Source organism: Rhodopseudomonas palustris (assembly GCF_003031265.1).
GTDB classification, from domain to species: Bacteria; Pseudomonadota; Alphaproteobacteria; order Rhizobiales; family Xanthobacteraceae; genus Rhodopseudomonas; species Rhodopseudomonas palustris_H.
Genome location: NZ_CP019966.1, coordinates 4,639,237 through 4,659,582, shown reverse-complemented (window position 1 = coordinate 4,659,582; position 20,346 = coordinate 4,639,237). Strand labels below are relative to the sequence as shown.

Sequence of the window (20,346 nt, the reverse complement as noted above, 5' to 3'; positions counted from 1 at the left end):
GGCCTGTTCCAGGTTCGGAACAGGCGCGCGTCGCCGTCGCTCGTTGAAACGCGCCAATCAGGAGCCGGCGATGTCTCTTAAAATCCGTGTATTGCTGCCGTTGATCGTTCTCGCGCTCGCGGCCACCGCCATGACGCTCGCCGGGTTCGAGGCGCGTGACGCGGTGATCCGCCGCCGCCAGTCCGAAGCCTTCGTCGAGGTCAATCGCATCTCGCAGCTGCTATTGAAGAGCGCCGGCCGGTGGGCGCTGGAGCGCGGCCTGAGCAACGCGGCGCTCAATGCCCCGGAGCCGACCGATCCCGAGCGCCGCGCCGACATCGCCAAGGCGCGCAATTCCGGCGACACCGCATTCGCCGAGGCGCTGCGGCTGATCGGCGATGTGCCGCAGATGAAGGCCGGCGGCGCCGCGATCACCGATGCGCAGCGCGCCCAGCAGGATCACGGCGCCCTGCGTCCGCGTGTGGACGAAGCCATTGCCAAGCCGGCGTCCGCACGCGATCCGGAGGTGGTGCGCGGCACCTTCGGCATCATCACCCGCAGCATCGATGTCGCCGGCAATTCGCTGCGCAGCACGCTGGAGACGCTGACCGATCCGCCGTCGGTGGCGCTGGCGCAGATGATCCGGCTCCGGCATCTGGCGGCGGTGATGGCCGAAAATGCCGGGCGGGAGCGCGCTTATCTCGGCGCCAAGGTCAGCGCCCGGGCCAAGTTCACGCCTGCTGAGATGGGCGAGATCTCGGCGTTCCGCGGCCAGATCGATTTGGCGTGGCCGATGATCGCCGCATTGAAGCAGCGCACCGACACGCCGGCCGCGGTGATCGACGCGATCCGCAGCGTCGATGCCGATTACTTCGGAACCTATGTGCGGGTCCGGAGCAGCGTGCTCGCCGCCAGCGACACCGGCGCCTATCCGCTCAGCGGCAGCGACTACATCGCCCGCGCCACCGACGGGGTCGAGACCATCCTCAAGCTCGCCGGCGCGATCGGCCAGGCGGCCGATGCCGAAGCCGCTGCGGATTCCGCCCACAGCAGTTCGCGGCTGATCCGGGCGCTGGCCGCACTCGGCGCCGCCGGTGCGCTCGTGGTAATCAGCCTGTGGATCACGTTCCGCCGCGTGCTGCGTCCGCTCGCCGAACTCGGCGGCGCGCTGCACAAGCTGGCGCAGGGACAGCTCGACCTGACGCTGCCGGGCCTCGACCGCAAGGACGAGATCGGCGACATGGCCAATGCGATCGAGGATCTCAAGGTCCACGCCGCCGCCAAGGCGCGCGAAGAGGCCGAGGCTAGAATCCGCCAGGATGCGATCGCTGCCGCGCAGCGCCGCGCTGACATGCACAAGCTCGCCGACGATTTCGAAAGCGCGATCGGCGAGATCATCGAGACGGTGTCGTCGGCCGCGACCGAACTGGAAGCCTCCGCCGGCACCCTGAACGTCAATGCCGAGCGCGCCCAGCATCTCACCGTCACGGTCGCCGGTGCCTCGGAAGAAGCCTCCACCAACGTGCAGTCGGTAGCGTCGGCGTCCGAGGAGATGACCGCGTCGGTCGAGGAGATCAGCCGCCAGGTGCAGGCCTCGGCCAAGATCGCGTCGGATGCGGTCGAGCAGGCGGCCCACACCAATCACCGCGTCGAGGAGCTGTCGCAGGCTGCGGCGCGGATCGGCGACGTCGTCGAACTGATCAACACCATCGCGCAGCAGACCAACCTGCTGGCGCTCAATGCCACCATCGAGGCAGCGCGTGCCGGCGAGGCCGGCCGCGGCTTTGCGGTGGTGGCCGCCGAAGTGAAGGCGCTGGCCGAGCAGACCTCGAAGGCGACCGGCGAGATCGGTCAGCAGATCGCCAGCATTCAGTCGGCGACGCACGAGTCGGTCGAAGCCATCAAGGGCATCGGCGGCACCATCGAGAAGATGTCGGAGATCGCTTCGACCATCGCCTCGGCGGTGGAGGAGCAGGGCGCTGCGACGCGGGAGATCTCGCGCAATATCCAGCAGGCGGCCGAAGGCACCCGCGCGGTGTCGTCGAACATCGTCGAGGTCGAGCACGGCGCCAGCGGCACCGGTGCCGCGGCCGGCGAAGTGCTGCATGCCGCGCAGTCGCTCGCCGGCGAGAGCAACCGGCTCAAGCTCGAGGTCGGCAAGTTCATGCACACGGTGCGCGCGGCCTGACGGCTGCGCGTTCCGTCACCGCCGGGCGGCGATGAACACGCCGGCGACCACCATGGCGTAGCCGGCGAGGTGAAACAGCTCGGGCTTTTCGCCGAGCAGCACGATCGCCATCACCGAGCCGAACACCGGCATCAGATGCAGGAACGGCGCCGAGCGGTTCGGCCCGATCAGCGCCACCCCGCGGTTGAAGCAGAGATACGCCAGCATCGACGGGAAGATCACCACATAGGCGAGCGTCGCGGCGCTGAGCCAGTCGGCGCTCGGCCGCACGCCGCTGGCGTATTCCCAGGCGCTGAACGGCAGCAACAGTAGCGCGCCGCAGCCGGTCGTCACCACGATCAGCGACAGCGGATGGGTTGCGGGCCGCTTCGGCATCAAGGCCGAATACAGCCCGAATGCGCACAGCGCGCCCGCCACCATCAGGTCGCCGCGGTTGAGTTCGATGCCGGCGAGCGCCGCGAAGTCGCCGCGCAGGATGATGGTCAGCACGCCGAGCAGCGACAGCGCGATGCCGGCCGCCTGCATCCAGGTCAGCCGCACGCCGAACAGCAGCAGCGACCACAGCGCCACGAACAGCGGCCCGGAGGACTGCATCAGCAGCGCGTTGAGCGCCTGGGTGTATTGCAGCCCCCAATACGACAGCGCGTTGTTGATCGCGAAGCCGGTCGCCGACAGCACGATCATCAGCTTCCAGTGGTGCAGCAGCTTGCGCCAGTCGTGCCGCAGATGCGGCCAGGCGAACGGCAATAGCAGCAGCATCGCGCCGACCCAGCGCGCGCAGCTCAGCGTCACCGGCGGCACGTGGCCGGCCACCGCGCGGCCGAGCACGATGTTGCCGGCCCAGAACAGCGAGGTCAGGCTGAGCAGCAGATAAGGCTGGTGGGCGAGCCAGCCGAAAGCGGAGCGGGACCAGGCGATCAAATCGAGGGCCGGGGCAAGGGAACCATTTTGGTCTTCGTGCCTGAATTCACGTCGGCGCAAAAGAGGTGCGCGGCGGATTGCTGGCATGCGTCGCGAGTTTGCGCGTGCGGCGAGTTCCATGCACGGCGCGGGTGGAAGCGTTGCCGCGGCGCGGTTGGCCGCGGCAAAGAATCGGCTACCACGTCGCCGGCGATCTGCGCATGCTGGCGCAGGGATCGAGTGGGGCGAAGATGAGCATCGACGAGTTGAACATCGAAGGGCTGACGGCGCTCGACCGGGACGATCCCGGCCCGGTGGTGATGGTGAACCTGCTGCGGTTCAACGAGCAGTCCGCAGACGGCGACGGCACCGGCTGGGATGCTTACTTGCGCTACAGTGCCCAGAAGGTAGCGCTGATCAAGGAGCATGGCGGCATGCTGCTGTGGAACGGGAACGCCAAGGGCATCGCGCTCGGGCGCTCCGACCACGCCCCCTGGGACTATGTCTCGCTGGTGTATTACCCGACGGTCGCGGCGTTCATGGCGATGATGCGGTCGCCGGAATATCTCAGCCAGTGCGAGCCGCATCGGCGCAACGCCTGCGCCGATCACCTGATCATCTGCACCCGCGAGGCGTTCAGCAAGTTTCACATCCCGGTGAAGTGAGCGCCGGCGCGCTCACGCCGTCTTCGGCTTGCGCGCCGCGATCACCACGCCGGTCAGCACCAGTGCGTAGCCGACGGCATGGTAGAGGTGGGGCTGCTCGCCGAGAAACAGGATCGCCATCGCCGAGCCGAACACCGGCACCAGATGGAAGAACGGTGCCGAGCGGTTGGCACCGATCAGCCGGACGCCGCGGTTGTAGCAGAGATAGGCCAGGATCGACGGGAACACCGCCACATAGGCGAGCGCGCCGAGATTGCGCCAATCGACTGCCGGCAGCGGCTTGGTGCTCAGCTCCCAGATTTCGAGCGGAATCAGAAACAGCGCGCCGCAGCCGAAGGTGAAGCCGAGAAACGACAGCGCGTGCATCGGCGGCCGCTTCTGGGTCAGCGTGGTGTAGAGCCCGAAGCTCGCCAGCGCGCAGACGAACAGCACGTCGCCGCGGTTGAGATCGATCGCGGCGAGTTCGGCGATGTTGCCGTGCAGGATGATCACCACCACGCCGATCATCGACGAACCGATGCCGATCGCCTGGGTCAGGGTCAGCCGCATCCGCAGCACGATGAGCGCCCACAGCGCCACGAACAGCGGCGCGGTGGATTGCAGCAGCAGCACGTTGAGCGCCGAGGTGTACTGCAGCGCGGTGTATTGCAGCGTGTTGAAGGTCGAGATGCCGATCACCGACACCGACACCATCAGCGGCAGATGCCGGCGGATCACTTTCCAATCCGCGATCAGGTGCCGCCAGGCGAACGGCGCGACGATCAGGAACGCGCAGGTCCAACGCAGGAACGACAGCGTCACCGGCGGGAAGTGGCCGGCGATGGCGCGGCCGACAATGGCGTTGCCGGCCCAGAACAGCGAGGTCAGGCTCAGCAGCAGATAGGCTTGGTCGGAGATCCAGCCGAAGCGGGGCGCTTCAGCGGGCGGCGTCGTGGTGGTCATAGCAGGCCCGGTGGCTCGGAAGCGGCGCGCACGCCCGGCCATGCCCGCATCAGCAGAACGCCGCCTCCCTTTGAGATTTGGCCCCAGCAATACGGGTTTTTGCACAGATCACAAGCGGGCTGCACGCATCGCGAGCATGCGCGGCGGCGAACGGGCCTGTCAGTCCGCTGCGATCGGGCGCGCCACGGCGCCGAGCGCGGTGACGGCGGCGTTGGGATCGAGTTCGATCTGCAGGCCACGCTGGCCGCCGTTGAGATATACGGTGGTTTCGGCGAGCGCGGCGTCGTCGATCGCCACCGGCACGCGCTTCTTCTGCCCGAACGGCGAGATGCCGCCGACGTGATAGCCGGTCAGCCGCTCGGCGTCGGCCGGCTTCATCATCTTGGCGCTCTTGCCGCCGAGCGCGGCCGCCAGCTTCTTCATGCTGACTTCCTTGTCGGACGCGATCACCGCACACACCGGCTTGCCATCCAGCTCGGCCATCAGCGTCTTCAGCATCCGCTTCGGCTCGACCCCCACCGCCGCTGCGGCGGCCAGTCCGATCGCCTCGGCATTCGGATCGTACTCATAGCTGTGCAGCTTGAAGGCGACGCCGAGCTTCTCCAGCATCTGGGTGGCGCGGGTGGATTTCGACATGGTGGAGACTCGAGGCAGGTCGCAGGGCGGCGCACCAGTGTGCGCCGGCGCGCACATTGTCACTGCGCGCAAGCCGACGCAATGCAACGCCATCATGTCCCCCGCACCGTCATTCCGGGGCGCTCGCGCCAGCGAGCGAACCCGGAATCTTGCGGTCATGGGGCACGGCGGGTCGGCCAGCACCTCGGGATTCCGGGTTCGCGCTTGCGCGCGCCCCGGAATGACGAGGGTAGGGCGACGACACCCCACGGCGGCTGTTACTTCATGCCCAGTCACACCGTCATTCCGGGGCACGCGCGTCAGCGCGTGAGCCCGGAATCTGGAGGTGTGGGGCAAGGCGTTGGGACTTGCATTTCGGGATTCCGGGTTCGCTCGCTTTGCGAGCGCCCCGGAATGACGAGGACGGAGCCAAATACTCGTCCGCTCAATTGTGGAGATCCCGCCGCTACGCCTCGTCCCACTTCGGCGAAAACGCCGGGGTGACGAAGCGCTGGTTCTTCGGCAGTTTGGCGATCACGGCGCGGTCGTCGAAGTCGAGCTTGATGGTCAGCGCGCCGAGGTTGCTGCGCTGGCTGGCTTCGCTGCGGGCTTTCGGAATCGCCATCACGCCGTCCTGCTCCAGCAGCCAGGCCAGCGCGACTTGCGCCGCGGTGGCGCCGTGCTTGTCGGCGATCGCCTGCAGCTCCGGATAGGAGGCGAGCCGGCCCTGAGCCAGCGGCGCGTAGGCGGTGAGCGGGATGGATTTGCTCTGCAGATAGGGCAGCAGCTTGGTCTGCCCGAGCAGCACGTGGTACTCGACCTGATTGCAGGCGATCGGCGCGCCGATCTCCTCCACCGCCTGCTTCATCAGCGCCACCGGGAAGTTGCAGACGCCGATCGCGCGGGCGCCGCCTTCGTCCTTGATCTTCAGCAGAGTCTCCAGCGCCGCGCCGAGATTCATGTCCGGCGCCGGCCAGTGGATCAGATAGAAGTCGACATAGTCGGTCTTCAGCTTGCGCAGGCTCTGGTCGAACGCCTTGCGGATCGCGTCCGGCGCGAGATTGGTCCACCACACCTTGGTGGTGAGATGAATCTGATCCCGCGGCACGTCGGTGTCTTCCAGCGCGTCGCCGACGGAGTCCTCGTTGGCGTACATCTCGGCGGTGTCGATGTGGCGATAGCCGAGGCCGAGCGCGGTCAGCACCGCCTCGTGGCAATCCTTGCCCTGCAGCTTGAAAGTGCCGAGCCCGAGCTTGGGCACGCGAAGTCCCTGGGTCTTGATGCTGTCCATGCGGTCTCCTGGTGCGTCTTGGCGCGAACTGGACACCAGCCCGCTTCGACAAACGCGTCAAACCCAAATCAGGCTCATCGGATCTCATGTGATCAGGGCGGCGCGCCGGGTGGGCGTCGTTGCTCTTAGGAGAGCTTGCCACGCTGCGGAAAAGGTCAACGCATTGTGAATGCGAATGCCTGACATCTGCATTGGATTTTACGAATCGGAAGTGGTTGTGGATTATGATTCGCCACAACTGACGGGAGTAATAGTTCCGAGGGATTGGCTTCGCGCGCGGAGCCCAAGGCCCGCGGGCGGCTGCCGTCGGCGCGTCGATCCGAGATTTCAAGAACAAGACGATTGGCCGCGACAACGTCGTTGCGGCGCCAAGAATTGCACGGAGCCGAGCGTGACCTATGGCGACCGCAAAGATCCGCGGGTCCGGTTCGAAACCGCGATGGATTCGGTGATGATTGCCGTCGATGGCACCTGGCGGCGCGATTGCGCGATCGCCGACATCTCGCAGACCGGCGCCAAGCTGATTCTGAAGACGTCGATGGCCGGGCTGAACCTGCGGGAGTTCTTCCTGGTGCTGACGCCGAACGGCACCGCCTATCGACGCTGCGAGCTGGTGCGGGTCGAGGGCGACACCATCGGGGTGCGCTTCGTCGTCGTCCGCAAGGGAGCCAAGCGGCTGCCGAACCAGCGGGCCAGTGTCTGAGACCAAAACGGTATTGCGTCCGGGGTGATCGGCAGTCACCGCGGGGCGACGCGTCGGCCTCGCCGGAATGCCTCCAAACAGTGACGGATTTCAGAGGGGATACAATGCGTTGCAGCGCCGTGGGACGGGCGTTTCGCTTGCGTCGCAAGCCTGCATCCGTTATCCGGTGCCGTGCCTCGTATGCGAGCGGCCACGGCCGCGTTTGCCTGGGCGCGCGAGCCCGATCCGTCATCGTCGCCACCGGCGCGCCGCGATCGTGCTTCATCCGATAAAGTGGCAGGGGAACCTTCTCGAAATGGCCAATGTCGTCGTGGTCGGCGCCCAGTGGGGCGACGAAGGCAAGGGAAAGATCGTCGATTGGCTCTCCGAGCAGGCCGACATCGTGGTGCGATTCCAGGGCGGTCACAATGCCGGCCACACCCTGGTGATCAACGGCGCGACCTACAAGCTGGCGCTGCTGCCCTCGGGCGTGTTGCGGCCGTCGAAGCTGGCGGTGATCGGCAACGGCGTGGTGTTCGATCCGCAGGCCTTCCTCGATGAAGTGAAGAAGCTGCAGGGCCAGGGCGTCGCGATCTCGCCGGACAATCTGCGCATCGCCGAGAACGTCACGCTGATTCTGCCGCTGCACCGCGAGCTCGACGCCACCCGCGAGAACGCCGCCAAGGCCGGCGCGATCGGCACCACCCAGCGCGGCATCGGCCCGGCCTATGAAGACAAGGTCGGCCGCCGCGCGATCCGGTTGATGGACCTCGCCGACCTCGACACGCTGCCGACCAAGATCGAACGGCTGCTCGCGCATCACAATGCGCTGCGCCGCGGCCTCGGCCAGCCGGAGATCGACGCCGGCCAGATCCTGGCGGAGCTGTCGGCGATGGCGCCGCAGTTGCTGCCCTATGCCGAGTCGGTGTGGCGTCTGCTCGACATCAAGCGCCGCGAAGGCAAGCGCATCCTGTTCGAAGGCGCGCAGGGCGCGCTGCTCGACGTCGATCACGGCACCTACCCGTACGTCACCTCATCCAATACCGTCGCGGCGCAAGCGGCGACCGGCACCGGCATGGGCCCGGGTGCGGTCGGCTATGTGCTCGGCATCTGCAAGGCCTACACCACGCGCGTCGGCGCCGGCCCGTTCCCGACCGAACTGACCAACGAGATCGGCGAAGAGATCGGTCGTCGCGGCAAGGAGTTCGGCGTCAACACCGGGCGCAAGCGGCGCTGCGGCTGGTTCGATGCGGTGCTGGTGCGGCAGACGGTGCGGACCTGCGGCATCGCCGGTCTGGCGCTCACCAAGCTCGATATTCTCGACGGCTTCGACAGCGTCGAAGTCTGCGTCGGCTACAAGCTCGACGGCAAGGAGATCGACTACCTGCCGGCCGGCGAAGGCGCGCAGGCGCGGGTCGAACCGATCTACGAGACCATCGAAGGCTGGAAAGAGCCGACCGCGAATGCCCGCTCGTGGGCGGAGCTGCCGGCGCAGGCGATCAAATATGTTCGCCGCATCGAGGAACTGGTCGGCTGTCCGGTGGCATTGTTGTCCACCAGCCCGGAGCGCGAGGATACAATCCTGGTGCAGAACCCGTTCGAGGCTTAATAAGATGTTACCGAAAGACATCGTAAATTGAGTCGAGATGGCTGATTACTATCCGCTGATCGCACGCGCTATTGCGAGCCTGGATCCGAGTGCTCCGGGCGAGCAACGTCGCGCGATCTATGAGCGGGCGCGCGCGGCTCTGATCGCGCAGCTGCGCGGCGTGCAGCCGCCGCTGACCGAATCCGAAATCACCCGCGAGCGCCTGGCGCTCGAAGAGGCCGTGCGCAAGGTCGAGTCCGAGGCCGCGCAGCGCGCCCGCGATGCCTCGCGCGCCGAGCTCAAGGGCCGCGGCCGTCCGGGCGATCCGCCGCGTCCCGGCGATGCGCTGCGTGCGTCGAGCCGTCCGCTCGGTCGGCCCGGCGATCCGCCGCCGCAGGTTAATCGCGGTGCGCCGCCGAGTTCGATGCCGGAGCCGGAGCTGCCGTCGTCGGTGCGTCCGCGCAATCCCGACGAACCGATTGCTGCCGAAGACACCGGGGAGCCGAGGCCGCCGCGCACGCTACGAGTCGATCCGCCGCCGATTCCGCCGGAGCCGCCGTTGCCCGGTCGCGGTCCCGCCGCGCCGCCGCGTCGTGGTCCGCTGCCGAACCAGCCGCCGCCGCCCGCCAATTCGCCGGGGCTGCGTGGCTTTCGCGACGTTACCGCCGATCTCGACGATCTAGGCCGCGCCGCTGCGCAGGCCAATCGCTCGGCGCGCAAGACCTACGCCAATGTCGCGCCGTCGCCGGAATTCGACCGGCTCGAGCCGACCATGGAGAACCGCTCCGATCCGGACGCGCCGTACTCCTATGACGAATCGCCCGACGAGGCGGCGCGCTACACGCCGCCGCCGGCCGCCTCACGTGTCCCGGCCGAGCCGAAGCTGAAGGGCAGCCGCAAGCCGTCGAAATTCCCGCTGCGCACCGCGCTGGTGATCGGCGTGGTGGCGATGCTGATCGGTGCCGGCCTGGTGTGGGGACCGGGCGTGGTGTCGAGCCTGATGTCGATGATGCGCTCGCCCTCGACTCAGACTGCTGCGCCCGCGACTCCGGCGCCGTCGACCGAGCGACCGAAGATCACCGACCGGGTTGGCCAGCCGTCGACCGAGCAGGCTGCGCCGGTGGCGCAACGCGTCGTGCTGTATGACGAGGATCCGAACGATCCGAAGGGCAAGCAGTACGTCGGCACGGTGGTGTGGAAGACCGAGCAGGTGAAGGGGGCCAGCGCCAAGGGTGGCGCCGACATCGCGGTGCGCGCCGACATCGAGGTGCCCGAGCGGGCGTTCAAGATGACAATGTCGTTCCGCCGCAACACCGACACTTCGCTGCCGGCGAGCCATACCGCGGAATTGACCTTCATCCTGCCGGCGGATTTCCCCGGCGGCGGCGTTTCCAACGTGCCGGGCATCCTGATGAAGTCGAACGAGCAGTCGCGCGGCACGCCGCTCGCCGGGCTCGCCGTCAAGGTCACCGACGGCTTCTTCCTGGTCGGCCTCAGCAACGTCGAAGCCGACCGCGCCCGCAACCTGCAGCTCCTCAAGGAGCGCTCCTGGTTCGACGTGCCGATCGTCTACAGCAACGGCCGCCGCGCCATCATCGCCATCGAAAAAGGCGGCCCCGGCGAACGCGCCTTCAACGACGCCTTCAAGGCCTGGGGCGAGTAGTTAGGACGTTATGGCACCCGCGCCTTTGTGGCGCGGGGCCTGCGCGCTTCGGTCCTTTCGAGCGGCATTCCCGACTTACTGAAGTCATTCCGGGGCGCTCGCGTCAGCGAGCGAACCCGGAATCTCGACGTCGTATTGCGCGGCGCTGGCCGCGCGCCCGCTGCATCTTGCTTCGCTACAATCTCCAGATTCCGGGTCTGCGTGCTTTCGCACGCATCCCGGAATGACCGTGGGTGGTGAGGTGCGCGCGTGGCGTTCGCTGCTTCCCCGAGTCATTCCGGGGCACGCGCGCAGCGCGTGAACCCGGAATCTCGACGCAGGCAAATAACAACAGCCGTCATCGCCCGCGCAGGCGGGCGACCCAGTATTCCAGAGCCTCCGTGCCAATCACCAGCGCTCTGGAATACCGGATCCCCGCCTGCGCGGGGATGACGTCAGAAGCCGGCGGTCGCCCACGATGGACAGCTTCGCGCGGTACGCAGACCACTGCGAGATTCCGGCTCTGCGTGCTCTCGCACGCATCCCGGAATGACGGTGGGTGGAGAGGGGCGCGCGTGGCGTTTGTTCACTGCTCGGGCTTCTCCCCGAGTCATTCCGGGGCGCTCGCGTTAGCGAGCGAACCCGGAATCTCGACGTCGTATTGCGCGGCGCTGGCCGCGCGCCCGCTGCATCTTGCTTCGCTACAATCTCCAGATTCCGGGTCTGCGTGCTTTCGCACGCATCCCGGAATGACGGCAGGTGGTTAGGGGGCGCGCGTGGCGTTCATTCACTGCTCGGGCTTCTCCCCGAGTCATTCGGGCGCGCGCGCGCAGCGCGTGAATCCGGAATCTCGACGCCGGCAAATAACAACGCCCGTCATCGCCCGCGCAGGCGGGCGATCCAGTATTCCAGAGCCTCCGTGCCGATCACCAGCGCCCTGGAATACCGGATCCCCGCCTGCGCGGGGATGACGCCAGAAGCGAGCGGTCGTCCACAATGGACAGCTTCGCGCGGTACGCAGAACACTGCGAGATTCCGGGTCTGCGCGCTTCGCACGCATCCCGGAATGACGGCGGGTGGTGAGGGACGCGCGTGGTGTTTTTCGCGCCATCACTAGCCCCCGAATCAAAACGCGCCGCGGTGGCCGCGGCGCGTGGGTGGGTGAGGTTTGACGATTGGATTATGGCGCGCCGATCGAGCCGGCGCGGACAGCGTCATCGACCAGTTCGTGGGCGTCGGTGATGCCGCGGGCGGCGTTCTGCACGATGATTTGCGCCATCATCGCTTTGGTGGCCGGAGTGCGGTGCTCCGCTGCGATCTGCTCGACCGCGATATCGAGCACTTCGCGCAGCGTCGCGACGTATTCGGGATCGAACTTCGGCGGTTCGTTGGCAGTCATCGTCGTCTCCTTCAGTTACGGCGCGCACCTTGTCGGGCCAATGCGGCCCAAGTGCGGAGCGGCGATGAAGTTGCAGTGACGGAGACGATTTTTCCGCGACCTTACGGAGCCGTCATGAATCGAAAAACCCTTGCGGCACAATCACAAACGTGATTCCGCCATGGCCTCGACACGTTCCAATTTCGAGCAAATCCAGGCCGGCGCGAAAGCGGTGTCGCAGGTTGTTGACGTGGCTGCGATCTGCGGTGCCGTTCGCGTGTGAATTCAACCGTCGCGAGTCACTGGCTACGCGTCATGCGCGCAAACGGCGGATGGGACTCGGGGCCGATCAGGACACGCGGTGACATGCTGCGGTCATCACTGTGTCGTCGCGGCATGCTGCGGCCTTCAGGCCGCCAAAAACAAAACACCCGCCGGGACCTCCGCACGAGGGGCCACGACGGGTGTCTTGTCAGCTTCGAAGAAGTAAGAAGCTTACTTCTTGGCGGCCGGAGCAGCCGGCGCCGGCGCAGCGGCCGGGGCGGCGACGGTGGCGCCGTTCCAGTACTTCGGGAACCAGGTGGTGTTGCTGAGAACAGCGAAGTGCACCAGGATCGCGATGACGGTGACGCTGCCGAGCAGCAGCGGCAGGCCGACGCCCGGGTTCACGACGGTCCAAATACGACCTTGATTCATGTTCGATACTCCTTAGTGCAGCCAGGGCGAATAAACATACGCCAGGAAATGCGCGACGATGGCGATCGCGCCGAAGATGCGCGTGCCGTCGATCACATGCTTATGGAGCTCTTCCGACTCCGCGATCGTCAGACCGGTCGGCCAGACCTTGTTCAGATCGTCTGCCATTGTAAAACCTCCTGAGAGACTTCGATCAATTGCGTGCTGTTCGCACGCGTAAAGTGCCGCTAGCAGCGACCGGGTCGCCTGGTCCGTCTGACCAATCCGCGAAGACCCCCTCAGGACTGTCGCGCAATCATCCGAACCATTCGCTTCCGGTTGAGACCTCCGCTTTCGGTGCCGCTCCGATCCCGGAGGGGCGTTGTCGATCACGGCGTTCTCTCGCGCAGTCACATTATCGTGACAGTACCCCTTGTCAACTTGACATGACACTGACCTGTGTCCGGTTCATGCCGGACAGTGCCTCTCGTACCGAACGGACAAATCCGCCGGTCATTTCGGCGGCGGGGCGGGCTGGTCCGAGCCTTGATGCCGGGGGCTCGGCTGAGCATGGCCATGGCCGTGCTCGTGGTGGCTGTGCCGCGGCGGGCGGTAGGAAATCACCGCGCAGGCCAGCGCCAGGATCAGGATCGCGCCGCTCTCGTACAACAGGTTTTCGGCGGGCTGGTCCTTGCCCTGCAGGATCAGCAGCCGCGAGATCGCCGTGATGGCGATGAACATCGGCAGCGTGATCGGGATCTTCTTGCTCTCGTAGTACACCGCGACCATCGCGATCACTTCGACATAGATGAACATCAGCAGCAGCTCTTTCAGCGTGACGCGGACGTTCAGCACGGTCTCGTAGACTTCCTGCGTCATCGCCACCACGGCGAAGGTGCCGATCAGCAGCAGGAAGGCGTTCTCGATCAGCTGGAAGCCTTTGCGGATCAGCGGCATCGGCGGGTTGGGCGGCGGCAGGTCGTTCATCGATCGAATCCGGTTGCGGCGCGGCTTGCGCCTTGAAGCGGCGCATCTAGCGGATCGGGCGTGAAGCGTCTTTGACACGGTCACGCGCTGCGGAAAAACGCCGCTGCGGCGGATGCGCGCCGTCCAAGATCAAGCGATCGGCTGCGCCCGTTCGACCACTGCCTGCTGCGCGCTGGTTTCGATCGCGCCGCGGCCGCGCGCCGCGCGCACCTGCGCGATCGCGGTGGTCGGCGGCACGCCGAGCTCGACCAGCAGCCGCGCCGCGATCATGCCGGCGCGACCGAGCCCGCCTTTGCAATGCACCAGGACGTCGTCGCCGGCACGCAGCCGCTGCCGGATCAGGCGGCCCTCGGTTTCCCAGCGCCGTTCGAACTCCGCGGTCGGCGGGTGATAGTCCGGTATCGGCAGATGCAGCCACTGCATTGCGCGGCGCTCCACCTCGGCGCCGAGCTCCGGCACCTTCAGCAGCTCCAGTTCGCGCCGCTCGACCAGCGTGAGCACCAGCTGTGCGCCCCACGCCTGGATCGCATCGAGATCGGCGGCGAGATCACGCGCCCAGCCGCCGGTCAGCGCGGAATGATCGTGCTTGCCGGGGCAGAAGGTGATGCCGATGCGGCCGTGGTTCGGCCCGGCCCGCACTTCGGCGATCTGCAGCGGATGGGTCTGGCTGGTGCGCAGCGGCGCCATCATTCCTCCAGGGTGTCGAACGCGCCGACGCGATTGATCGCCGGCGCCGCGCCGCAGGCGGCGACGCGGCGGATCAGATCGTCGCGCCGCGCGAGCAGCAGCACGGTCAGGGCGCGCGCGTCGTCGGTGTCGCCGAGCACGTCGCGAACCACCGCGGAGATCGCCGGCTCGGTCAGCCGCGCTACCTTGGCGACGGACGCCGCGAGCGCGTGCCGGGTCATCGCACCGAATACGCTGGCCGCCACCGCATTGGCGCGGGCATCGCGCAGGGTGTCGAACTCGATCACCTCGGCGCCGAAATCTGTCTTGCGCGCGCCGCGGGCCCGATAGGCCAGCGCGCCGCCCTGGTCGATCCGCACCACGCCGCCGTCGCGCGTCACCAGCACGTTGTCGAGGTCGACGCCGAGCACGTCGCGATTGGCGAGCCAGGCATCCACCGCAAAATCGCGGCAGACCTCGGCGGCGACGCCGTTCTCCGGATAGGCCAGAGCTTCGCCGAGCGAGGCGCCGCGCAGCATCGCGCTTGCGATCGCGAGGCCTCCGCCGCGCGTCACCAGCTCGACCTCGGCGACGTTGGTGCCGGCGAGCCGATACAGCCGATTGGCCAGCACCTCGTTGCGGGCGTGATCGTCGCTCGGCGGGGTTTTGACGTACCAGGCGCGGCCACCAGCGTCGGCGTATAGGCCGCCGGCATTGGAGCCGGCCTGGCCGCCGATCGCGGTCCAGCCGTTGGCGTCGCACAAGGTTCGCGCGCTGTCGCTTGGCTCCGGCATAGACTCCCCGAGGTTGATCGCGCGCGCCTCGCAATTTGCGCGAAATCAAGCGACATCCCGCCGCCCGCCGATTAGCGTAGCGCCGCCGCTGGCCTACGCAACATCGACCAAACGCTGACGAGCCGGGAGCGAGGCGATGTCATTCTCGAGGTTCTGGGACGTGTTCACCGGGCGCGACACGGCGCGCGCGGGCCGGATCGACTGGGACGCCAAATACGGCACCGACACCCGCTCGACCGTCGAGCTGCACGGGCTCACCATCCCTCACGACAGCCGCAGCTTCGGCGAGCGCTATCAGGCGAGCGATCCGTCGGTGCTCAGCGACGCGCTGGCCTTCGTCGGGCTCGATCCGCGCGCCTATCGCTTCATCGATCTCGGCTGCGGCAAAGGCCGGATGCTGATCGTGGCCGCCGAGCTAGGCTTCAAATCCTGCGTCGGCGTCGAATTCGCCGACGAGCTGGCGCAGACCGCGAAGGCCAACGCCGCGGCGGCCGGCTTCAACACGATCTCGATCGTGCACGGCGACGCCGGCGCCTACGCGTTCCTCGACGAGCCGTTCGTGCTTTATCTGTTCAACCCGTTCTCGCACCAGATCATGGCGCGGGTGCGCGACAATCTCTCGAAGCTGCGCCGCGCCGAGTACTACGTGATCTACAAGAATCCGCGCGAGCGCCGGATCTTCGACGAGATGCCGACGCTGCGCTATCTCGGCACCCCGCCGGCGCACAAAGGCGTGTGGGGCGTGCATGTCTGGGCGCCGCGGGGCGCGTAGTTCGTCCGATCGAGATTCCAGGTTCGCGAGCTTTCGCTCGCGCCCCGGAATGACTGGGTGGAGCCATGCGTGCGCCTCTCCACCCGCTGTCATTCCGGGATGCGTGCGACAGCACGCAGACCCGGAATCTCGCAGTGTTCCGCTTACGCGCGAAGCCGTCCATCATGGGCGACCGCTCGCTTCTGACGTCATCCCCGCGCAAGCGGGGATCCAGTATCCCAGAGAGCTGGTGATCGGCACGAACGCTCTGGAATACTGGGTCGCCCGCCTGCGCGGGCGATGACGGACCATTGTTATTTGCCTGCATCGCGATTCCGGGCTCACGCGCTGGCGCGCGTGCCGGAATGCCTCGCTGCGTCACCCGAACGCGTAGCCTGAAATGCGCTTGTTGCCGATCAGGTCGCTGAATACGCGGCGGCCTTGGTCGGAGCCGGCGGCGCCGGCGGTGACCATCAGCGGGATCAGATGTTCTTCGCGCGGATGGCAGGCGCGGGCGCCGGGGGCGCTGGCCCAATGTGCCAGACGGTCGTTGCGGAGCGCGGCGTCGGGCGCGGTCGCGGCTTCCGTGAGCCAATGATCGAACGCTTCCGATTCCGCCTGTTGGCCGTCGAAGAAAGTCGAGAGGTTGTGGAAGCTGTTGCCGCTGCCGATGATCAGCACGTTGTCGTCGCGGAGCGGCGCCAGCGCGGCGCCGATCGCCAGATGCTGCACCGGATCGAGGTCCTGCTGCAGCGACAGCATCACCACCGGGATCTGCGCCTCCGGATCGACGATCAGCATCGGCACGAACACGCCGTGGTCGAAGCCGCGTACCGCATCGGTGGCGGTGGCGATGCCGGCATTGCCGAGCAGCGCCTGCACCTGTTTGGCCAGCGCCGGATCGCCGGGCGCCGGATAGCTCAGCCGGTAAGTGTGCTCGGGAAAGCCGTAGTAATCGAACAGCATCGATGGGGCGGCCGAGGTGCTGACGGTCGGCAGCGCCACCTCCCAATGGCCGGACACGATCAGGATCGCGCGCGGCCGCGCCGGCAGTGAGGCGAGCACGCCGGACAGATAGGCGCGCAGGCCGTCATAAGCGTGCGGCCCGAACCGCCGCGGCGGCTCCATCCAGAAGCAGGGGCCGCCGCCGTGCGACAGGAAGATGGAGGGTTGACGGGGCATCGTCGTGATCTCCCTGATTGGAAGTGATGTTGAGCGGCCGCGTCACAGCACGCGGCAGGCTTCCTCGAAGGCGAGCCGCGGGTTGCGCGGAAACAGCTTCTCGGCGTCGCCGTAGCCGATGTTGCACAGGAAGTTCGACTTCCAGCGGCCGTCGGGGAAGAACTCGGCATCGAGCGCGGCGTGATCGAAGCCGGACATCGGACCGGCATCGAGCCCGAGCGCGCGGGCGGCGAGGATCATGTAGGCGCCCTGCAGCGCCGAGTTGCGCTTCGCCGTCTCGGTGATCAGCTCCGGCTTGCCGACGAAGCCGCTGCGCATGTCGCGTGCGGGAAACAGCTGCGGCAACAGGTCGTGGAATTCGGTGTCGTAGGCCACGATCACGCAGCACGGCGCCGCCTTGACCTTGTCGACATTGCCCGGCGCGACGCTCTTCAGCAGCCGCGCCTTGGCCTCGGCGCTGCGCACGAACACGAAGCGGCCCGGATTGCTGTTGGCTGCGGTCGGCGCCCATTTCACGAGATCATACAGGGCGTGGATAGTGTCGTCGGTCACCGGCTTCGAGGTCCACGCATTGTGGGTGCGGGCCTGAACGAACAGCTGGTCGAGGTGGGGGTCGGGCAGCGAAGTGCTCATGGGGCGGGTTCTTGTCTGGGACGAGGGGAGAGGCGCCCGCCGCCGGATGCGGCGGGCGCGGAACGTCGAAGCGATCAGTTCTGCTTTTCGAATGCGGCGCTGATCTCGAGGCCGACCTCGTCGCTGATCAACGGCACATATTTCGTCACGCCGAAGTCGCTGCGCTTGATCGTGCCGGTGAGATCGAAGCCGACCGTCACCTTCTTGTTCAGCGGATTGACGCCGGCGCCGTGCAGCCGGGCGTCGAGCGTCACCTTCTTGGTGACGCCGTGCAGCGTCAGCTCGCCGGTCACCTTGGCCTGGCGCGGGCCGGTCACGTTGACGCTCTGCGAGGTGAAGCGGATCTCCGGATTCGCCTTGGCGTCGAGCCAGTCGGCGGCCTTCAGCTCCTCGGTCAGCTTGTCGACTGGGGTGTTCACCGAGGCGGTCGGTAGCTTGATGTCGAAGCTGCTCTTGGCCGGGTTGGCGCCGTCGAGCTGCAGCGTGCCGGAGACGTCGCCGAACCGGCCGCGGAAATCCGAAAAGCCCATATGCGACACCACGAAGCCGACCTGGGTGTGGTCGGGGTCGATCGCGTAAGCGCCGCTCTCGACCTTCACCGGCTCGGTCTTCACCGCCTGGGCCTTGGCGGCCTTCGGCGCGGTCTCGGCGAACACGGCGGGCGCGGCCACCAGGGCGGCGGCCAGGATCGGAAACAGCAGGCGTCGTTGGATCATGTGCATCCTCCAGTTTGGCTGTCCCCCTGACTTAAGAGCGGCTGCCCGCCGAAGAAAGAGATGAAGTTTTGCGGTTCTTCATCTAAAATTTCGATGATGAACGACGGCCTCACCCTCGACCAGATCCAGCTCCTGCTCACCGTGGCGGACGAAGGCAGCTTCTCCGGCGCCGCCCGCAGGCTGCGGCGGGCGCAGTCGGCCGTCACCTATGGGGTGCAGAAGCTGGAGCAGCAGATCGGCGTCGCGCTGTTCGATCGCTCCGGCTACCGGCCGGTGCTGACCGAGGCGGGCCGCGCGCTGCTGGCGCGGGCGCGGCGGATTTCCGAGGAGGCGGCGGCGTTTCGCGATCAGGCCCGCAGCCTCGCCGGGGGCCTGGAGTCGGAATTGACCCTGGTGCTGGACTCGATGTTTCCGATGCCGCGGATGGTCGATGCGCTGCGCGCCTTCACCGACGCCTTCCCCACCGTGCCGCCGCGGATATTCGTGCAGTCGCTCGGCGCCTCGGCCGAGCTGGTGCTGAACGGCACCTGCGTGATCGGGCTGGTGCCGGAGCCGTTCAGCGACCATCCCGATCTGAAGCGCTCGACGCTGTCCACCGTGCAGCTGCTGCCGGTGGTGGCGCAGGGTCATCCGCTCGCCGCGATCGCCGGCCCGATCCCGACCGACGTGCTGCGCCGCCATGTGCAGCTGGTGCTGACCGATCGTTCGGCGCTGACCGAGGGGCGCGACTACGGCGTGCTGTCGACGCAGACCTGGCGGCTCGCCGATCTCGGCACCAAGCACGCGATGCTGCTGGCCGGGCTCGGCTGGGGCAGCATGCCGACCCATCTGGTGGCGGACGATGTCGAGGCCGGCCGGCTCAAGCTGATCCAGCCGATGGAATTCGAGGACCGCACCGCGCAGCTGGTGATGACCGCCGCGCACCTCGCCGCCCGCCCGCTCGGCCCCGCTGCGCAATGGATGCTGAACTACCTCCGTGCCCAGAGCCCGCGCGGGTGAGCCGTGCTCCTCAGAGCCCGACTGGAAATGCGGGCAATGAACTCGAGCACCTTCGTTTCAACCCGTCATGCCCGGCCTTGTGCCGGGCATCCACGCCTTGCGGCGAAAACCGCATGCAAAGGCGTGGATGGCCGGGACGAGCCCGGCCATGACGAAACTCATCGTCGATTGGACGGCTTAGGAAAGCCTTTGCTGTCCGCATGTCCGGTCGGGCTCTGAGAATGCGGGCAGCGTCCGCTCGCCCTCAGCTCTTGCCCGGCGCCGCGAACGTCCGGTCCGGCGACAGCTCGGCGTCGTAGGCCATTTCCATGACGATCTTGAACAGCCGGTCGCAGCGCTCGTCGGGGGCGAAGTGGGTGTCGTCCTTGATCCAGCCGAGCGCCTTTTCCCAGCTCGGCGAGCGGCCGATATAGGCCATCGTCCAGTTCGGGAATTCGCGTGTCTCGACCTCGGCGGCCGACATCACCTGGATCTTGCCGTGGCGCGGGTCGTGCCGGATCACGTCGAAGATCCGCTCCACGGTCTCGCGCGGGCCTTCCAGCACCTGGGCGAAGAAGCCGCAATTGAAGATCAGCGCGCCGGTCAGGCCGAGCGCGTCGTTGTTGCGGCGGGAGGTCGCGAGGATGCCCTCGATCTCACGGGCGACATGCGCGACATCGCCCTCGATCCGATTCTCGCTGACGTAAAGCAACCGATACAAATGCGATTCAGTCATCACCGCGCAGGTTTAGACGGAGTAATGCAATCAGCCAATCCTCTGCCGCCATTGAGGAGCGCTGCGCCTCGCGCTGCCTTGCGCGGCGTCAAAACACCCCTGCGTCTTCTCACCCCCTGTCATTCCGCAGCGCTCGTGACGCGCGCGAGTCCTGAATTCTCGCAGTCGTGAATCGAAAGCGCGGCCGCGAACGGGCGCGGTGATGACTCGCTAAAATTGTCGGGATGCTCCGTGTCGCGCCGATGTCCGTCCGAGTCATTCCGTGGCGCTCGCGCCAGCGAGCGAACCCGGCATCTCGATCCCTGGATCAACGAGGGCCTGACATGACTCCGGGAGCCGAGAACGCCGGATTGTCGAG

At 67.0% G+C, this 20,346-nt stretch carries 21 protein-coding genes; 7 read left to right on the top strand and 14 right to left on the bottom strand.

Annotated elements, in window-relative coordinates; all coding sequences use genetic code 11:
- Nucleotides 1-70 precede the first annotated feature (70 nt).
- Complete coding sequence (locus RPPS3_RS21615; RefSeq protein ID WP_107346727.1) at nucleotides 71-2,167, top strand: methyl-accepting chemotaxis protein; 2,097 nt, start codon at nucleotides 71-73, stop codon at nucleotides 2,165-2,167.
- Nucleotides 2,168-2,182: 15 nt separating this feature from the next.
- Here RPPS3_RS21615 and RPPS3_RS21610 read toward each other — a convergent pair whose 3' ends face one another.
- Entirely contained in the window at nucleotides 2,183-3,088 is a 906-nt protein-coding gene (locus RPPS3_RS21610) for a DMT family transporter (protein ID WP_107345884.1), read from the bottom strand.
- 230 nt (nucleotides 3,089-3,318) lie between these two features.
- Here RPPS3_RS21610 and RPPS3_RS21605 point away from each other — a divergent pair, with 230 nt between their 5' ends.
- Complete coding sequence (locus RPPS3_RS21605; protein ID WP_107346726.1) at nucleotides 3,319-3,732, top strand: DUF1330 domain-containing protein; 414 nt, start codon at nucleotides 3,319-3,321, stop codon at nucleotides 3,730-3,732.
- Nucleotides 3,733-3,744: 12 nt separating this feature from the next.
- On the opposite strand, the gene RPPS3_RS21600 is transcribed toward RPPS3_RS21605, so the two are convergent.
- The 3 genes from RPPS3_RS21600 to RPPS3_RS21590 form a co-directional block, all read right to left on the bottom strand.
- Nucleotides 3,745-4,674, bottom strand: a complete 930-nt coding sequence (locus RPPS3_RS21600; RefSeq protein WP_107345883.1) for a DMT family transporter — start codon at nucleotides 4,672-4,674, stop codon at nucleotides 3,745-3,747.
- Nucleotides 4,675-4,833: 159 nt separating this feature from the next.
- Nucleotides 4,834-5,310: a Cys-tRNA(Pro) deacylase gene (gene ybaK, locus RPPS3_RS21595; RefSeq protein ID WP_107345882.1), complete on the bottom strand. Its 477-nt coding sequence runs from the start codon at nucleotides 5,308-5,310 to the stop codon at nucleotides 4,834-4,836.
- A gap of 445 nt (nucleotides 5,311-5,755) precedes the next feature.
- The gene (locus RPPS3_RS21590; RefSeq protein ID WP_107345881.1) at nucleotides 5,756-6,580 is read right to left on the bottom strand and encodes an aldo/keto reductase; all 825 of its coding nucleotides are present in this window, start codon (nucleotides 6,578-6,580) and stop codon (nucleotides 5,756-5,758) included.
- Nucleotides 6,581-6,971: 391 nt separating this feature from the next.
- On the opposite strand from RPPS3_RS21590, the gene RPPS3_RS21585 reads away from it, so the two are divergent.
- The 3 genes from RPPS3_RS21585 to RPPS3_RS21575 all read left to right on the top strand — a co-directional run bounded on the left by RPPS3_RS21585 (nucleotide 6,972) and on the right by RPPS3_RS21575 (nucleotide 10,513).
- The gene (locus RPPS3_RS21585) at nucleotides 6,972-7,283 is read left to right on the top strand and encodes a PilZ domain-containing protein (protein ID WP_107345880.1); all 312 of its coding nucleotides are present in this window, start codon (nucleotides 6,972-6,974) and stop codon (nucleotides 7,281-7,283) included.
- 295 nt (nucleotides 7,284-7,578) lie between these two features.
- Nucleotides 7,579-8,871 carry an adenylosuccinate synthase gene (locus RPPS3_RS21580; protein WP_107345879.1) on the top strand — a complete coding sequence of 431 codons (1,293 nt, stop codon included), beginning with the start codon at nucleotides 7,579-7,581 and terminating at the stop codon, nucleotides 8,869-8,871.
- A 37-nt stretch (nucleotides 8,872-8,908) separates the two neighbouring features.
- Nucleotides 8,909-10,513 (top strand): hypothetical protein, encoded by a 1,605-nt coding sequence (locus tag RPPS3_RS21575; RefSeq protein ID WP_107345878.1) that lies wholly within the window; start codon nucleotides 8,909-8,911, stop codon nucleotides 10,511-10,513.
- A gap of 1,159 nt (nucleotides 10,514-11,672) precedes the next feature.
- Here RPPS3_RS21575 and RPPS3_RS21570 read toward each other — a convergent pair.
- The 6 genes from RPPS3_RS21570 to RPPS3_RS21545 all read right to left on the bottom strand — a co-directional run bounded on the left by RPPS3_RS21570 (nucleotide 11,673) and on the right by RPPS3_RS21545 (nucleotide 14,962).
- On the bottom strand, nucleotides 11,673-11,891 hold the full coding sequence (locus tag RPPS3_RS21570) for a hypothetical protein (RefSeq protein ID WP_107345877.1): 219 nt from the start codon (nucleotides 11,889-11,891) through the stop codon (nucleotides 11,673-11,675).
- 474 nt (nucleotides 11,892-12,365) lie between these two features.
- The gene (gene pufA, locus RPPS3_RS21565; RefSeq protein WP_107345876.1) at nucleotides 12,366-12,566 is read right to left on the bottom strand and encodes a light-harvesting protein; all 201 of its coding nucleotides are present in this window, start codon (nucleotides 12,564-12,566) and stop codon (nucleotides 12,366-12,368) included.
- A gap of 12 nt (nucleotides 12,567-12,578) precedes the next feature.
- On the bottom strand, nucleotides 12,579-12,734 hold the full coding sequence (gene pufB, locus RPPS3_RS21560; protein ID WP_022721374.1) for a light-harvesting antenna LH1, beta subunit: 156 nt from the start codon (nucleotides 12,732-12,734) through the stop codon (nucleotides 12,579-12,581).
- A 324-nt stretch (nucleotides 12,735-13,058) separates the two neighbouring features.
- Nucleotides 13,059-13,532, bottom strand: a complete 474-nt coding sequence (locus tag RPPS3_RS21555) for a phosphate-starvation-inducible protein PsiE (RefSeq protein WP_234820023.1) — start codon at nucleotides 13,530-13,532, stop codon at nucleotides 13,059-13,061.
- A 129-nt stretch (nucleotides 13,533-13,661) separates the two neighbouring features.
- Entirely contained in the window at nucleotides 13,662-14,219 is a 558-nt protein-coding gene (locus tag RPPS3_RS21550; protein WP_107345875.1) for a cyclin-dependent kinase inhibitor 3 family protein, read from the bottom strand.
- Entirely contained in the window at nucleotides 14,219-14,962 is a 744-nt protein-coding gene (locus tag RPPS3_RS21545; RefSeq protein ID WP_234820021.1) for a type III effector HopAG1, read from the bottom strand. Before RPPS3_RS21545 ends, RPPS3_RS21550 begins: the two co-directional genes overlap by 1 nt.
- Before the next feature lie 166 nt (nucleotides 14,963-15,128).
- On the opposite strand from RPPS3_RS21545, the gene RPPS3_RS21540 reads away from it, so the two are divergent.
- On the top strand, nucleotides 15,129-15,764 hold the full coding sequence (locus RPPS3_RS21540) for a class I SAM-dependent methyltransferase (protein ID WP_107345873.1): 636 nt from the start codon (nucleotides 15,129-15,131) through the stop codon (nucleotides 15,762-15,764).
- A 357-nt stretch (nucleotides 15,765-16,121) separates the two neighbouring features.
- On the opposite strand, the gene RPPS3_RS21535 is transcribed toward RPPS3_RS21540, so the two are convergent.
- From RPPS3_RS21535 to RPPS3_RS21525, 3 genes are all read right to left on the bottom strand, one after another.
- Nucleotides 16,122-16,925, bottom strand: coding sequence for a DODA-type extradiol aromatic ring-opening family dioxygenase (locus RPPS3_RS21535; protein WP_107345872.1), 804 nt, complete (start codon nucleotides 16,923-16,925; stop codon nucleotides 16,122-16,124).
- 42 nt (nucleotides 16,926-16,967) lie between these two features.
- Nucleotides 16,968-17,558 carry a malonic semialdehyde reductase gene (locus tag RPPS3_RS21530; protein ID WP_107345871.1) on the bottom strand — a complete coding sequence of 197 codons (591 nt, stop codon included), beginning with the start codon at nucleotides 17,556-17,558 and terminating at the stop codon, nucleotides 16,968-16,970.
- Between the two features lie 74 nt (nucleotides 17,559-17,632).
- Nucleotides 17,633-18,274, bottom strand: coding sequence for a YceI family protein (locus RPPS3_RS21525; protein ID WP_107345870.1), 642 nt, complete (start codon nucleotides 18,272-18,274; stop codon nucleotides 17,633-17,635).
- 96 nt (nucleotides 18,275-18,370) lie between these two features.
- Here RPPS3_RS21525 and RPPS3_RS21520 point away from each other — a divergent pair, with 96 nt between their 5' ends.
- Nucleotides 18,371-19,273: a LysR family transcriptional regulator gene (locus RPPS3_RS21520; RefSeq protein ID WP_234820020.1), complete on the top strand. Its 903-nt coding sequence runs from the start codon at nucleotides 18,371-18,373 to the stop codon at nucleotides 19,271-19,273.
- Between the two features lie 244 nt (nucleotides 19,274-19,517).
- Here RPPS3_RS21520 and RPPS3_RS21515 read toward each other — a convergent pair whose 3' ends face one another.
- Nucleotides 19,518-19,988, bottom strand: coding sequence for a BLUF domain-containing protein (locus tag RPPS3_RS21515; RefSeq protein WP_107345868.1), 471 nt, complete (start codon nucleotides 19,986-19,988; stop codon nucleotides 19,518-19,520).
- Nucleotides 19,989-20,346 lie beyond the last annotated feature (358 nt).

Bases quoted from the DNA above. Each gene is read 5' to 3' on its own strand.
- pufB (WP_022721374.1), bottom strand. From the start codon at position 12,734: ATGGCAGACGATCTGAACAAGGTCTGGCCGACCGGTCTGACGATCGCG.
- RPPS3_RS21550 (WP_107345875.1), bottom strand. From the start codon at position 14,219: ATGGCGCCGCTGCGCACCAGCCAGACCCATCCGCTGCAGATCGCCGAA.
- RPPS3_RS21590 (WP_107345881.1), bottom strand. From the start codon at position 6,580: ATGGACAGCATCAAGACCCAGGGACTTCGCGTGCCCAAGCTCGGGCTC.
- RPPS3_RS21615 (WP_107346727.1), top strand. From the start codon at position 71: ATGTCTCTTAAAATCCGTGTATTGCTGCCGTTGATCGTTCTCGCGCTC.
- RPPS3_RS21515 (WP_107345868.1), bottom strand. From the start codon at position 19,988: ATGACTGAATCGCATTTGTATCGGTTGCTTTACGTCAGCGAGAATCGG.
- RPPS3_RS21555 (WP_234820023.1), bottom strand. From the start codon at position 13,532: ATGAACGACCTGCCGCCGCCCAACCCGCCGATGCCGCTGATCCGCAAA.
- RPPS3_RS21525 (WP_107345870.1), bottom strand. From the start codon at position 18,274: ATGATCCAACGACGCCTGCTGTTTCCGATCCTGGCCGCCGCCCTGGTG.
- ybaK (WP_107345882.1), bottom strand. From the start codon at position 5,310: ATGTCGAAATCCACCCGCGCCACCCAGATGCTGGAGAAGCTCGGCGTC.
- pufA (WP_107345876.1), bottom strand. From the start codon at position 12,566: ATGAATCAAGGTCGTATTTGGACCGTCGTGAACCCGGGCGTCGGCCTG.
- RPPS3_RS21600 (WP_107345883.1), bottom strand. From the start codon at position 4,674: ATGACCACCACGACGCCGCCCGCTGAAGCGCCCCGCTTCGGCTGGATC.
- RPPS3_RS21530 (WP_107345871.1), bottom strand. From the start codon at position 17,558: ATGAGCACTTCGCTGCCCGACCCCCACCTCGACCAGCTGTTCGTTCAG.
- RPPS3_RS21520 (WP_234820020.1), top strand. From the start codon at position 18,371: ATGAACGACGGCCTCACCCTCGACCAGATCCAGCTCCTGCTCACCGTG.
- RPPS3_RS21575 (WP_107345878.1), top strand. From the start codon at position 8,909: ATGGCTGATTACTATCCGCTGATCGCACGCGCTATTGCGAGCCTGGAT.
- RPPS3_RS21540 (WP_107345873.1), top strand. From the start codon at position 15,129: ATGTCATTCTCGAGGTTCTGGGACGTGTTCACCGGGCGCGACACGGCG.
- RPPS3_RS21580 (WP_107345879.1), top strand. From the start codon at position 7,579: ATGGCCAATGTCGTCGTGGTCGGCGCCCAGTGGGGCGACGAAGGCAAG.
- RPPS3_RS21605 (WP_107346726.1), top strand. From the start codon at position 3,319: ATGAGCATCGACGAGTTGAACATCGAAGGGCTGACGGCGCTCGACCGG.
- RPPS3_RS21570 (WP_107345877.1), bottom strand. From the start codon at position 11,891: ATGACTGCCAACGAACCGCCGAAGTTCGATCCCGAATACGTCGCGACG.
- RPPS3_RS21535 (WP_107345872.1), bottom strand. From the start codon at position 16,925: ATGCCCCGTCAACCCTCCATCTTCCTGTCGCACGGCGGCGGCCCCTGC.